The following is a 14329-nucleotide window of genomic DNA, read 5'->3' as shown; positions in this document are numbered from 1 at the left end:
CGCGTGCCCGCCGCCAGACTGGCGAAATTTTGGGCAGAAAACGAAGTCCACTAGCCTAGCAATCCCCCCCGGTGCGGGCAAGGAAAAATCGGTGTTTCCGGCCCGGTTTTCATGTGGCGGTCACGCCGGGCATGGCACGCGGTTGTGGCTCTGATCGGTCGCAGCCGTTACCCTTTGCGCCGCGGCGTTGGCGCCGTCCCGCCGCCATGCCGGCAACTGGCGGGTATTTCCTTACGCAAAGGCCTGACTCGATGTCCGCACTGATCTGTGGTTCCCTCGCCTACGACACCATCATGGTGTTCCCGGACCAGTTCAAGAATCACATCCTGCCGGACAAGGTGCACATCCTGAATGTGTCGTTCCTGGTGCCGCGCATGCGCCGCGAGTTCGGCGGCTGCGCCGGCAACATCGCCTACAACCTGCATCTGCTCGGCGGCGCGCCGATTCCGATGGGCACCGTAGGCCAGGATTTCGGCCCGTACCGCGAACATTTCGAAACGCTGGGCATCGATCTGTCGCGCGTGAAGATCATCGATGACCTGTTCACCCCTCAGGCCTTCATCACCACCGATCACGACAACAACCAGATCACCGCCTTCCATCCGGGCGCGATGATGCGCAGTTACGAGAACCACGTGCGCGACGTGCCGGGCGTGACCCTGGGCCTGGTCGGCCCGGACGGGCGCGAAGGCATGATCCAGAATGCGGAAGAGTTCGCTGCCGGCGGCATTCCTTTCATCTTCGATCCTGGCCAGGCGATGCCGTTGTTCAACGGACCGGAACTGCGTGAATTCATCGAGCAGGCCGACTACGTGGTGGTCAACGACTACGAGTCCAACCTGCTGCAGGAACGCACCGGCTGGAACGAGAAAGACATCGTGTCGCGCGTGCAGGCCTACATCACCACGCAGGGCCCGAAGGGCGCGCTGGTGCACACGCCCGAGAAGACCTACGACATTCCGCCGGCGCATGAGCGCCGCGTGGTGGACCCCACCGGCTGCGGCGATGCGTTCCGCGCCGGCCTGATCTACGGCATCCAGCACAACTACGACTGGCTGACGATCGGGCGCATGGGCAATCTGATGGGCGCATTGAAGGTGGAACACCCCGGCACCCAGAACCAACGCTTCGACTTCGCCGAATTCAACGATCAGTTCAAACAGCAGTTCGGTTACGCGCTGTAGAAATGCCCGGAGCGGCATCGGTGCGACACCTCGGCTGCGCACCGTCAGCTCCCACTCCAGCGCTTGCTCCGCGCCCGGCCCGCACCTGCGATGCCGGCGCTGGCGCTGGCTAGGTCCCCCTTCTCTCCTCGGGAGAAGGGGCCTCGCAGCCGCAGATGCCGGCCTGCGCGAAACCTCGCGCAGCTCGAACGACACACTCGCTTCGAACGGCGCCACCGCGCCGGCCCGTACTCCGCCCCACAGCGGCCCTTGCGACGCGGGCGCCCCGCTAAAGACTGCTTGCGCAGCCTCCAGACGGCTGGCGGGGCCAGCGCTCAGTGCGCGCCATGCCGCTGGTTCTGAGCACGCCCTCCACACCCGTCTGACGACCGCTCGCTGCGCTTTGTTAGCCGCTCTCAGCGCTAAATGCGCACGCTCCTCGCCCCGCCGAGCAAGCTGCGCGTCGACCGAGCTCGACCCTTATCGCCCAAAACGCCGTCATGGCCTCAGGCATCGTCGGCCCTCATCGATGCACGTATTGCGAGCAGCGCGGCGCAGTTTGCTGCAATGCGGTTTGAGCATAGGAGCAGTTTGTGCCTCTACTGACGTTTCGCGCCCACTGAGGAACGCTGGCCCATGTCCGAGCCAAGCGTTGTCGCCGCTCCTTCCATCACCCTGCCGGAGATCGAACCGGATGTACTCCGGCAGATCAGACGGCTGCGCGATATTGCGCCGCTGGCGCCACCGCTGTCGCGGTCGTGGCGGCGTTGCCTGGACGACTACGCGCTGCTGCCCGAGGCAACGCCCGAACCATTGGTGCACGACGCCCTGCACGTGCGTGAGCGCCAGCAGCGCCTTGGCGAGGTGCTGCGCATCGCCAAGGTGGAAATGGAAAACCTGTACGAGCAGATCGCCGGCAGCGGCTATGCGGTGATCTTTGGCGATGCCGACGCCACCGTGCTGCACAGCGTGCACGACTCCACCCTGCTGCGCGAGTTCCGCCAGGCGGGGCTGTTCTGTGGCGCCAGCTGGGCCGAATGCCATCAGGGCACCAACGGTCTGGGCACCTGCGCGGCCGAGCGCACGGCGGTCAGCGTGCATCGCGGCGAACACTATCTGACCCGGCATTTACCGCTGTCGTGCAGCGGCGCACCGATCCTGGACCCGCATGGGGGGCTGCTGGCGGTGCTGGATGCGTCCACCCCCAATGCGCAGGACAGCAAGCAGATCCAGCGCCATACCGTGGCCTTGGTGAGCATGTCGGCCGCACAGATTTCGCGCTCGCATTTCCTCAATCAGTTTGGTCATGCGTTCATCCTGCGCTTTCACAGCCGCCCCGAATTTGCCGGCTTGTTGCACGAGGCGTTGATCGCCATCGGTGCCGATGGCCGCGTGCTGGCGGTCAACGAAGCGGTGCTGGAGCAACTGGGCAAGATCGATCGCAGCCAGTTGGTGGGTCGCGATATCTCGCAGGTGATGCAGCTCGACTTCGACACCATCGAACACCGGGCCGGCAGCGACGCGGGCACCCTGTGGTCGATCCGCTGCGCCTGCCACGGGCGGCGCTTCTATGCGCTGGTGCGCCCGCCACGCGCCCGCCCGGCGCTACCTGCGGTGGGTGGGCCGGCGCAGGCCGCACCGGATTCCGAATTGCAACCAAGCGAGCACGTCGGTTCGGATCCTCGTATGCGCCACAACCTGGCTAATGCGTTGAAACTGGCCGCGCACCGCGTCTCGATCCTGCTGCGTGGCGACACCGGCACCGGCAAGGAAGAATTCGCCAAGGCGGTGCACCGTGGCTCGCCCTGGGCCAGCGGCGCGTTTGTCGCGATCAATTGCGCCGCCATTCCCGAGGCGCTGATCGAAAGCGAGTTGTTCGGTTACGCACGCGGCGCCTTCACCGACGCGGCGCGCGAAGGACGGCACGGCAAATTGCTGCAGGCCAGCGGCGGCACGCTGTTTCTGGATGAAATCGGCGATATGCCATTGCCATTGCAAAGCCGCCTGCTACGCGTGCTGGAAGAACAATGCGTGACCCCGCTGGGCAGCGAACGTGCGGTTCCGCTGGAGCTGCATGTCATCAGCGCAAGCCATCGCGACCTGGCGCAACGCGTGGCCGCAGGCGAATTTCGCGAGGACTTGTATTACCGACTAAACGGCGTGGTGTTGCATCTGCCCCCACTGCGCGAGCGCAGCGATAAAGCGGAGTTGATCCGTACCTTGCTGCGCGAAGAAAACGCAGAGCGCAGCGTACGCATCAGCGAAGAGGCGATGCACAAACTGCTCAGCTACGCCTGGCCAGGCAACCTGCGCCAGTTACGCAATGTGCTGCGCACCGCAGCGGTGTTATGCAGCGACGGCGTCATCCGCCTGCCGAACCTGCCGCAGGAAATCGTCGATGCGGGCAGCGCGCCATGCCTGGTCGATGGTCGTGCCGTGGCCGCCGACGACATGCCGGGCCGGGTGGCGCTGGATCAGGCCGAACGCCTGGTATTGCAGCAACAACTCGAACGCCATCGCTGGAATGTCAGCCGCACCGCCGACGCACTGGGGATCAGCCGCAATACGCTGTATCGCAAGCTGCGCAAACATGGGTTGGATACGGGCTGATGGAGGGGCGGGGATTTGGGATTGGGGATACGTCAAATCCAAAGCGGTGGGTTGGCGCTGCTATTTAGAGCGATTAACACAATTATTTTTTCGCCATCAGGCGGCACCGCTGTGGCTTGGTGCGCCATGTGGCACGCTACGTGCCGCGATTGCGGAGCGGATGATCTGTGGCTTGGCTGCAGGGTCCTTGCCCGCCCACCCTCGCGGGACATGCTGCAAGTACGTCCTTGTAAGCTCTTACGCGGCATCCATGCCGCGTAAGGTCCCGCGTCAGTTGGCGGGCAAGGACCAGTGGAGATGGTCGGTGTGCATGGTAGGAGCAGTGCTTGATGCGCGTTGTCGGGTCATCACGTGCCGGCGCAACGTTTGATGTGCAACGCGCTACAAGCAGCTTTCACGCGACCAACGTTCTGGTGCGGTGTCCTCGCCGCTTGCGGGACCGTGTGGCGGAATGGATGCCGCCACCGAGCCCCCAGGGACGGGTTCACGGCGTGTCCCGCGAGCGGTGAGGGCACCGCGCCCCCGACCAGCGCGACGCGCGACCCTCCAGATAACGCGGAGCGCGGCTGGTGCTGACGCCTCATGAATCTCCAATCCCGAATCATCGCCCCAAACTCACAACGCCCAGCGCAGCCCGATCAGATACTGCCTGGTCACGCCCGGCGCCAGAAAGCGTGCCGGACCCGTTTCCACCGGCGCGTCCTGCGGGCGGGCTAGTTCGCCATCGGGAAACACATCTTCGGCCACCGCGGCATAGGTGGCGTACTGGCGATCGAACAGGTTGTCGATACGCGCAAAGACCGACACGCGCGTGCTGATGGCCCAACGCGCCTGCAGGTCGACCAGCGCATAGCCGGCGGTGCCGATATCGATACGCTGCGGTGCGGGCTCGCCCGCTTCGGCATTGTCGACCTGCCCATCTTCGTTGCCGCTGGCCACGCGCCCGGACACCGCGCGCACGCCGGCGCCCAACGTCAGCGCATCGCGCTGCCACTCCACCCCGAGCTTGAGGTTATGCCGTGGCAGCGCAGCGATCCGCAAACCGGGCCGCAACGTGATCACACGCTCGCCGGACAGCAGTTCGCCGTCGCTGCGATAGGTCGCGTCCAGATAGCTGTACCCGGCAGACCATTGCCAATCGCCGCTGCGCAGGTGCAGCGCAGCGTCGAGGCCTTGATAGCGGGTGCGTCCCACATTATCGAAGTAGCCCAGCTGCGTGTCCGGCGCACGCAGAAACAAAATGTCGTCGCGATTGTCGGCGCGGTACACCGACACGGTGGCGTTGCTGTCGGCCCACGGCGACCAGCGTGCGCCCAGCTCATAAGTTCGCGACACGATCTGCTCCAGGCGCGGATCGGCCTGCAGGCCGGTCGGCAGCCGGCACGGCTGGGTGGGGTCGGCGCACCCCAGTTCGATCGCGGTCGGTGCGCGCGTGTTCTGCGCCACCGAGCCGTACACGGTGAGGCCAGAGTCGAGCCGATGGGTGAGCCCCAGCGATGGGTTGGCCTTGGCGTAGACAAAGCGCTCGCGCGGGCGGTCGCCGTCCTCGGCGGTGGACAGGATGTTGTCGACCACCACCCGGTTCCAGCGCACTGCGGTGGTGAGATGGGTGGCCGCGTCCAGCTCCCAGGTGTCTGCGACAAAGGCACCCAGCGTCTTGGTGCTGCCACGCACACCAGAGAAGAACGCACGCTCGACATCGGGATCTGCCAGCACCGACCGATCCGGCTGCACCCAACCATCGCGGGCGAATTGCCGGTAACGCACATGGCCGCGGTCGAAGGTGACACCGGCACTGAGCGCATGCGCTCCCCATTGCTTGCTCAGATTGATCGCAAGCCCCTGCGCTTCCTGACGCATCTGGGTGGTGTTGAGGGCGCCGGTATGCAGCGCATCGGCGTCGGCGCGCGCCACCTCGCAATCGGCATCCAGCGCGCTGCCGTCGGCGGCGTAGCCGGAGGCGCATTCTTCGACGAATTCTTCGTAGTCCTCGCCGATATCGCCATTGACGGTGTCGCGCCGGCCAACGCGCGAATACGCCAGCGCATGCAGCGCGGTATCCGCATCGAACCGGTGGTCTAACTGCGCTGTCAGCAGCGTATTGCGATTGCGGGTGAGATCGGGCGAGGTATACACCGCACGGCGGTCGGCACGGTACAGGCCTGGCTCGGGTCCTTCGTCGGTGTAGCTGGTATCGGGCAACAGTCCATTGCCGATCAGGCGGCTGCGCCCGTGCAGCAGCGACAGACTCCAGTCGGTGTCATCGCCTTGCCGACCGAGCTTGCCGAACACCGTGCCCAGACGTCCTTCGGAGGCATCGCGCCAGCCGTTTTCGTCGAAGCCGGTCACTGCGATAAAGCCATGCCAGCCATCGCCGCCGGCAATGCCATAACTGGCATCCAGCCGCTTGCGCGCGCCGCTGCCGACGCTCAGTTCGCCTTGCAGTCCCGGTGCGGTGAGTCCGGATGCGGTGGACAGCACCACAGCGCCGCCGAGCGTATTCGGCCCGAATAACGGGTTGGAACCGGGCATCAGGGTGACGGCGGTGATGGCGGATTCGGGCAGCATGTCCCAGCTGACGATATCGGCGAACGGTTCGTTGACGCGGACGCCGTCCAGATACACCGACACACCTTGCGAGGCGCCCGGCAAGGCCGATGCGCGAAAGCCATGGAAGGTAAGGTCGTTCTGAAATGCGCTGCCCTGCACATCGTTGCCATCCACACCGACAAACCGCCGCTGCAGCAGATCGCTGATGTTGTTGCTGCGCCCATGCGACAACTCCGCATTGGTCGCCGATTGCACCATGTACGGCAATTGCGCCGCGTCGATGGTGGTGCCGGGGATGGGCGTGGCAGTGACTTCGATGCGATCCAGCCAGGTGACTTGCGGGGTGCCGTCAGCCAGTGCGGGGCCGATCGTGCCAGCGCACAGCAGCGCTGCACAGGCGCAGGCAAGCCGATGGCGTTGCAGTACATCGGATCCAGGGCGAGCGGTGCGAAGCGGCGAGGTACTGCGGTGGCCCAGCAAGTCATGCGTCGACGTCATGTCGTCTCCTTCAATACAGCACGATCGATTTGATGCCGCGCGCCGCGCGCAGATCCGCCAGCGCCTGATTGATGTCGTCCAGTGCCAGGGTACGGGTGATCAGCGGTGCCAACTGGATCTCGCCATGCAGATAACGCTCCACATAGCCTGGCAACTCGCTGCGTCCTTTCACCCCGCCGAACGCGCTGCCACGCCACACCCGGCCGGTCACCAACTGAAACGGCCGCGTGCTGATCTCTTGCGCATCGTCGGCCACGCCGAGAATGACGCTCTCGCCCCAACCCTTGTGGCAGCACTCCAGTGCCGCACGCATCGCACCGACATCGCCTACGCATTCGAAACTGTGGTCGGCGCCGCCATCGGTGAGGTCCACGATCACTTGCTGGATCGGTGCGCCGTAGTCGCGCGGGTCCAGGCAATCGGTGGCGCCCAGCGCACGCGCCAATGCGAACTTGCCCGGGTCGATATCCACCGCAATGATGCGCCCGGCCCGCGCCAGCACCGCGCCCTGCACCACCGACAGGCCGATCCCGCCCAGCCCGAAGACCGCCACGCAATCGCCCGGCCGCACATGCGTGCTGTTGAGCACCGCGCCAACGCCGGTGGTGACCGTGCAACCGAGCAGGCAGACCTGATCCAGCGCCGCATCCGGATGGATGCGCGCCACTGCGATCTCCGGCAACACGGTGTATTCGGAAAACGTACTGGTGCCCATGTGGTGCAGGATCGGACGCCCGTTCAATGAAAACCGGCTGCTACCGTCGGGCATCAAGCCACGTTCCTGACTGCTGCGAATCGCCTGGCACAGGTTGGTGCGCCCGGAGCGGCAGAACTTGCAGACGCCGCATTCGGGCATGTACAGCGGGATGACATGATCGCCGGCACGCACGCTGGTCACGCCGATTCCCACGTCTTCCACAATTCCCGCGCCCTCCTGGCCCAAAATCGCCGGAAAGCTGCTCGCATGCCCGTGTGCCAGCGCATGCGCATCGCCGTGGCAGATGCCGGTGGCAACCAGCCGCACCAGCACTTCGCCGGGGCGCGGCGGCTGCAGGTCCACCTCTTCGATGGTCAACGGCTGATGCGGGCCCCAGGCGACCGCAGCGCGTGTCTTCATCCCGCCTCCCCGGCGCGTATCGGCATGGCCGGCACTCAGCGCGCGATGACCACGCCCCACGGCAGTTCGCCGACGGGGATCTGTTTGAGTTCGCGCATGCTCGCGGTATCGATCACGCTCACGGTATTGGAGCGGCCATTGGCCACGTACAACTTGTCGCCGGCGGGCGTGAGCGCCGGATTCCAGGGCCGTAATCCGACCGGAATCTCGGCCAGACTGCGTGCAGTGGTGGTATCGATCACGCTGACCGTGCCGGCACCACCGTTGGACGCATACAGCCGCGTGCCGTCGGCCGACAGTGTCACACCGGCAGTGCGCACGCCGGCCGGCAAACTGGCGCGGCGCGTACGGGTCTGCAGGTCGATCACATCCACCACGTTGGCAGTTTCCTGCGCGATATAGACGCTGCGGCCATCGGGTGCGAACGCCATGCCGCGCGGATGGCCGCTGGTGGCGACCACGCCGCGCGACTGACGCGTGGCCAGCTCGATCATGTCCATGTCGTTGGAACCCTCGTTGCTGGTGAGCAGCCACTTCCCGTCGGGCGTGTATGCGCAATGCTCCGGCGCCTGCCCACGCGTGGCGATGACCTGCTGCACACGGAACTGCGCCGCATCGATCAACATCACCTGGTTCTGCCCTTCCACGCACACGGCGAACTGCGTGCCATCGGGCGACAACGCGATGCCTTCGGCGTTTTCGCCGATGTCCACTTGCCGCAATACCGTGTCCTTGGCGGTGTCGAGTTCAATCAACCGGTGATGCTCGGCATCGATCAAATACAAATGGCCCTGCGGGCCGGGCAACACCTGCTGCAGACGCTTGCCGAGCTGGCCTTGCGCACTGAGCGTGCGCACCACCGTATCGGTGCCGGTGTCGATCACCGACACCGTGCCGCTGCGTTGGTTGGGCACGTACGCCAACACCGGCGGTGCTGCCGGCGCCGGTGCCGCACTGGTGGACGCAGCAGGCGATGCAGTGGCTGCAGCATCCAGTGCGGCAGCATCGCGCTGGCAACCGGCGACCAACAGCAACGCACCCGATGCAATCACTGCACAGGTGCGCCGCCAGCGACCGATCGCCGAGCGCAGTGCGCCTTGCTTCATTGCGCCTTGCCCGCGGTCTTGTTGATCGAATGGATGAAGGCCAGCAGTTTTTCGGTGTCGCCCGGCTTGAGCACCGGCGCAAACGGCGGCATCTGTCCCACCACTCTTTCATGCCCGATGCGCGTCTTGCCGTGCGTGATCATTGCCGCGGTGCCTTCGCTGATCAGCGTGCGCAGGGTGTCGTCGTCGCTGCCGTAGACCCAGATGTCATTGGTCAGCGGCGGGCACATGCCGCCGCCACCGGTACCGCCGTGGCAGGCATTGCAGCCGGCAGAGAAATAGATCTTCTTGCCTTCGGCGATCAGCTCGGGAGTGACCTTGACCTCCGGTCCCTTCGGGATCGGCGTCACGGCGGCCGGGGGTGCAGCAGGCGTGGCCGGATCCGGCGCAGGGCCTGCGGCCGGGTTAGGCATCGCTGCGGAGGCAGTTGCGGGCGGCGGTGGCGCGGCGGCATCGGCGGCCGGTGCGCTGGCGGCGGGCGATGGCGCCGCGTCGGGTGCCGGTGCCGGCGGAGTCTCTTTTCCGCACGCGGCCAGCAGTGTGCTCAGCAACAACGCGCAGAGCGCTGCGCGCATGGAACGATCGATACAACCCACGGTGGACTTACGCATGAACGAACCTTTCTGATCGGAGGGAACACCGCGCACCCCGTGCACGCGGTGGATGAAACGCTCAGCGTCTGGAAGGGCGCTTGGCCTCGCTGAGCAGTGCAGCCAACGCGGCATCGCCGCGGTCCTGCGCCAATGTCGCGGCGGTCTTGCCATCGCGGTTGCGCGCCGCAGGGTCGGCACCGGCCGCCAGCAGCCGCTTGGCGACGTCCTCGCGCCCGGCGGCGGCGGCCAGCATCAAGGCGGTGACACCCGCCTGATTGGCATGTCCCACGTCGGCGCCGCGTGCAACCAGCGCATCGAGAATGGCGGGGTCGTCGCGCGCCACTGCGAACATCACCGGGGTGAATCCGGTGGGATTGGCACGCTTCACATTCGCCCCTGCGGCCAGCAGTGCCTGCACCACACTGGCGTCGGCATACGAGACCGCCAGATCCAGTGCGCTCCAGCCATCGCCGGACACCGTATCGACCGGCGCGCGTTTGCCCACCAGCCGGTTCACGCTATCGGCATCGTTGGCCCATGCGGCTTTCATCAGCGCCGTCCAACCGCTGGCATCGCGCGCATCCAGGCGCGCGCCGGCATCCAGTAACAGCCCGACCAGATCCGGCTCCTGATTGCGGATGGCCTGATGCAATGGCGGCTCACCGAGCAGGTTGGGCGTGTTGGCATCGGCGCCATGCCGCAACAACCAAGCCGCACGCACTGCGTCGCCGGCATCCAGCGCATGCGCCAGCTCCTGGTTGGGGTCAGCACCATCGGCGATGCGTAACTGCAGCTGCGCCAGCTCCTGCGACGACGCAGCAGGGCTCGGCGCAGTCGAGGCGGAGGTCGGTGTGGCGTACGGCCCATGCGACGGCAGATCGCCAGCCACGATGCACTCGCTGCAACGCACCAGCGGCACATGATAACTGCGCAGGATCTCGGCGATCTTTACCGCATTGTCTTGCAGCGCAGTGTTCAGCGCATCGCGCAATGCGGCGTTCTTGCGCGACACCGCCCACGCCATCGAGTATTCCAGTACCGCGTCGTCGATGGTGTTCAACGGCACCACACCCAGATTGCTACGCGCAGCGTAGTAACCGGCCACCGGGCCCCAGGATTCGGCCGCATCCAGTTCATTGGCGGCCACCCGCTCCACCAGCTTGCCCGGATGTTCTTCCGGTGCGGTGGCCGAGTCGTAGAACAGGTATTGCACTTCGCCACTGATGCCGTGCTCGTACAGGGCCTGGCGCGCGGGCGAGCTCTGAAACACGCCCAGCCGCAGTTTTTTCAACGCCGGATCATCCAGCGATGTGGGCACCAGATTCAGACCCTTGCGCGTCACCAGCACATAGGCCGAGCGATACACCGGGCGTGTGGTCAGGCCCTGCTCGAAGTCGCTGTTGAGATCCATCAGCAGATCGCAGCGGCCGGCGTTGATGGTGCTGCGCGCCAGCCCGCGCTGGTAATAGGTGCGCCATTCGTATTCCAGGCGACGGCCCATCGCATCGGCGACGACTTGTGCAATCTTGTTCTGGAAGCCTTCGCCAGCCTTGTTGGACAACGGCATGTTGCCCGGATCGGCGCACACACGCAGCACCGTCGGATCGGGCGCAGGCGGCGGCGTGTTTGCGGGTGTCTGCGCGGAGGTTGGAGCTGCAGTGGATGCAGGCGCCGCTGCGGGCGCCGCATCGGAATCAGAAGCGCGAGCCGTCGGTGAAGACGGCTCGCGTGTGCAACCTGCGGCGACGAGTCCGAGGCTGCAAACCACCAGCACCTTGTGCAGGTGCCGGGTCATGCCGCACACGCCGGCAGTGATCTGCCGACGTGTGCGTCCAACGCCTTGCGTGGATCTCATCGTGCAGTCTTCGCTGCTGCATTTGCGGTGCCACCACCGGCGGCCGCAGTAGCGGTTGCCGTGGCGGTCACCGTCTTGCCGGCGCCATCGATACGGAAGGTGTGCACCATGCCACCGAGCGGGATCTTGTCGAAGCCGGCGCCAAACGCCAGCCCGGCAGCACCCAGCGCGCCGTACGGATCAGCCGGATCCAGACCGGCAGCCACCGGCAGACCGATCCAGCCACCAATGCCCGAGAACACCGCCACGTACTGGTGACCATTGGCCTTGTAGGCGATCGGGTTACCGATGATGCCGGACGGCAGCTTCATCTCCCACAGCTTCTTGCCGGTGTCCTTGTCCACCGCACGGAACCAGCCGTCGAGCGTGCCGTAGAACACCAGCCCGCCATCGGTGACCAGGGTGCCGCTCCACACCGGGAACTTCTCCTTGATCTCCCACTTGGACTTGCCTTCCACCACGTCGAACGCCTTGACGATACCCAGAGCACCCGGCTCATTGGGCTTCATCATCACGTTGGCGAATACATACGGCAGGCCCATCATGGTGTTGCCGCGTTCCTGCGGTTCCAGTTCCATGTGCCAGTTATTGGTACCGCAGAAAAACACCGCCGAATTGGCCGGATCCACCGAGCACGGCTGCTGATCCTTGCCGCCCATTGCCGACGGGAATGCCTGCACTTTCTTGCCGCGTTCCAGCGGGGAATGCGCCGCCACTTTCACCGGGCGACCGGTCTTCATGTCGATGCGTTCGGCCCAGTTTGCCGGCACGAACTTGTGTGCGCGCAGCAAGGTGCCGTCGCGGCGATCGAGCACGTAGGCAAAGCCGTTGCGATCGAACTGCACCACCGATGGAACTTCCTTGCCGTCGATGGTCAGATCGACCAAGATCGGCTCGTTGATGCCGTCGTAATCCCACTGGTCGAACGGGGTCTTCTGATAGCCCCACACCGCTTCGCCGGTATCGATCTTGCGCGCGAACAGCGTCATCGACCACTTATTGTCGTGCTCGCCGTTGTTGCACTCCTCATGCGAGGTCTTTCCGCAGCGATACGACGGGCTCCACAGACCGGGATTACCGGTGCCGTAATAGACCAGCTTCAACTTCGGGTCGTAGCTGTACCAGCCCCAGGCCGCACCGCCACCGCGCTTCCATTCGTCGTTGGGGAAGGTCTTGATACCCAGATCGCCGAGCTGGCCGTGTTGCGGATTGGCCTTATTGAAGTCCGGGCCCAGGCAGATCGCCTTGTCGGTACCGGCGGCATCGCAGGACCATGACTGCTTGCCATCGGACAGGTTGTAAGCCGCCACGCGCCCGAGCACGCCGAACTCGTTACCACTGATGCCGGCCACCACTTTGCCATCGGCGATGATCGGCGCCATGGTGATGGTTTCGCCCTTGTCCGGGTGCGCGAGTTTCTGCTTCCACACTTCCTTGCCGGTCTTGGCATCGAGCGCAATCACATCGCCGCTCAGGCTGCCGAACACCAGCTTGCCATCGGCATACGACGCACCGCGGTTGACGGTATCGCAGCAGGCCACCGCCACTGAGCGCTCGTCCTGTTGCGGGGTGTATTTCCACAACACCTTGCCACCGTCCTCCTGCGCGGCCAGGTCGATCGCGAATACGTTGTTCGGATACGCGCTGACCATGTACATGATGCTGCCGATCACCAGCGGCTGGCCTTCGTGGCCGCGCGTGGCGTCGGTCTTCATTTCCCACGACATCTTCAGATTCTTGACGTTGTCGCGATTGATCTCGGCTAGCGGGCTATGCCGGGTCAATGCGAAATCGCGACCCACGCCACCCCAGTTGTCGGCATTGCTGGCGTTGGCGGTGAATTCGCTATCGGTATCGACCACGGCGGCGGCTGGCGCCGCGGCGGGTGTGGCTGCAGGTGCGGGCGCGGCGGTTTCGGCCGGCGTGTCTTTTTTGCAACCGGCCAACACAGCGCTCAGCGCAAGCATCAGCAGCGCGCCGCTGCGGACGCTGCGACAGGAAGATTGGTGCATATGCGTCTACCCCTCTCGGTGAACAATCCAATCGAACGAACAGCCACTGGCGTTTGATGCACGCAACCACTGCGCAAACGGGTGGGTACCGCGATAGGACAGAGCACAGCGCGTGCCAGTGCGTTGTTGCGTCGCAACACCTTGCTGTGTCAGGGCTTTGTATGGACGCAGTGAATGCCGCGCGAGAGCTGTATCGGATTTGGCACACTTTGCGCCGAGCGTGCTGTAGCAGCGATGGAACAGATTGGGCGGAGGCGCTTCGGTGGTACGCGGTAGAGACACCTACTCGGTACGACGCCAGACGTTTTCCGGAGCCTAGGGGTTCTGGAGATGGCGGCGAATGAGATGGCGGCGAATTGGCGACGTTGCTGCACCAGCAACGACAACGACAACGAGCCGAGCACGCCGACACCTGCGTTTGTTTTGCAGTTAGAGGAATGCGCCCGAGCGGCTGACGAGGGGTGCCCCGCTACCGCCGTCGATGCGTTTGCCGTTGTGCGCTTTTGAAGCGAGATCCTGGGGATCTGACGGACTGCGCTTGGTCCGTACCCTCACCCCAACCCCTCTCCCGCGGGGAGAGGGGCTAGAGCGCGGTGCCACGCACCTATTCCTTCTCCCCCCGGGAGCACGCGTCTGTTCCTTCTCCCCTCGGGAGAAGGTGCCCCGAAGGGGCGGATGAGGGTACGGGCGCAGCACTATGCAGTTGAAGCGGCACCAGGGCTTCGCCCCTGCCCCCTCACCCCAACCCTTCTCCCGCGGAGAAAGGGGCTAGAGCGCGGCGCCACGCGTTTGTTCCTTCTCCCCTCGGGAGAAGGTGCCCCGAAG

General features: G+C 65.1%; 8 protein-coding genes. 2 read left to right on the top strand and 6 right to left on the bottom strand.

Going from position 1 to position 14329, the window contains the following annotated elements:
• Positions 1-251: 251 nt before the first annotated feature.
• A complete protein-coding gene (locus tag ABQU90_RS13910; RefSeq protein ID WP_005990298.1) occupies positions 252-1184 on the top strand; it encodes a carbohydrate kinase family protein in 933 nt (310 codons plus the stop codon).
• A gap of 615 nt (positions 1185-1799) precedes the next feature.
• Complete coding sequence (locus tag ABQU90_RS13900; RefSeq protein ID WP_115584715.1) at positions 1800-3773, top strand: sigma-54-dependent Fis family transcriptional regulator; 1974 nt, start codon at positions 1800-1802, stop codon at positions 3771-3773.
• A 615-nt stretch (positions 3774-4388) separates the two neighbouring features.
• Here ABQU90_RS13900 and ABQU90_RS13895 read toward each other — a convergent pair.
• The 6 genes from ABQU90_RS13895 to ABQU90_RS13870 are packed head-to-tail and all read right to left on the bottom strand — an operon-like array spanning position 4389 to position 13504.
• A complete protein-coding gene (locus ABQU90_RS13895; RefSeq protein WP_323521545.1) occupies positions 4389-6821 on the bottom strand; it encodes a TonB-dependent receptor in 2433 nt (810 codons plus the stop codon).
• A gap of 10 nt (positions 6822-6831) precedes the next feature.
• Positions 6832-7938, bottom strand: a complete 1107-nt coding sequence (locus tag ABQU90_RS13890) for an S-(hydroxymethyl)glutathione dehydrogenase/class III alcohol dehydrogenase (RefSeq protein WP_055850603.1) — start codon at positions 7936-7938, stop codon at positions 6832-6834.
• A 35-nt stretch (positions 7939-7973) separates the two neighbouring features.
• Positions 7974-9029 (bottom strand): beta-propeller fold lactonase family protein, encoded by a 1056-nt coding sequence (locus ABQU90_RS13885; RefSeq protein WP_503064414.1) that lies wholly within the window; start codon positions 9027-9029, stop codon positions 7974-7976.
• 11 nt (positions 9030-9040) lie between these two features.
• Positions 9041-9691, bottom strand: coding sequence for a c-type cytochrome (locus tag ABQU90_RS13880; RefSeq protein ID WP_161964617.1), 651 nt, complete (start codon positions 9689-9691; stop codon positions 9041-9043).
• 25 nt (positions 9692-9716) lie between these two features.
• Positions 9717-11492, bottom strand: a complete 1776-nt coding sequence (locus ABQU90_RS13875) for a quinoprotein dehydrogenase-associated putative ABC transporter substrate-binding protein (RefSeq protein ID WP_323521542.1) — start codon at positions 11490-11492, stop codon at positions 9717-9719.
• The gene (locus ABQU90_RS13870; RefSeq protein WP_323521541.1) at positions 11489-13504 is read right to left on the bottom strand and encodes a methanol/ethanol family PQQ-dependent dehydrogenase; all 2016 of its coding nucleotides are present in this window, start codon (positions 13502-13504) and stop codon (positions 11489-11491) included. The genes ABQU90_RS13875 and ABQU90_RS13870 overlap by 4 nt, the downstream gene beginning before the upstream one ends.
• Positions 13505-14329: the final 825 nt, after the last annotated feature.

This window comes from Xanthomonas sp. WHRI 10207 (assembly GCF_040202975.1).
Lineage (GTDB): Bacteria > Pseudomonadota > Gammaproteobacteria > Xanthomonadales > Xanthomonadaceae > Xanthomonas.
The sequence above is the reverse complement of the archived record's forward strand: the minus strand, read 5'-3'. Positions and strand labels throughout refer to the sequence as shown.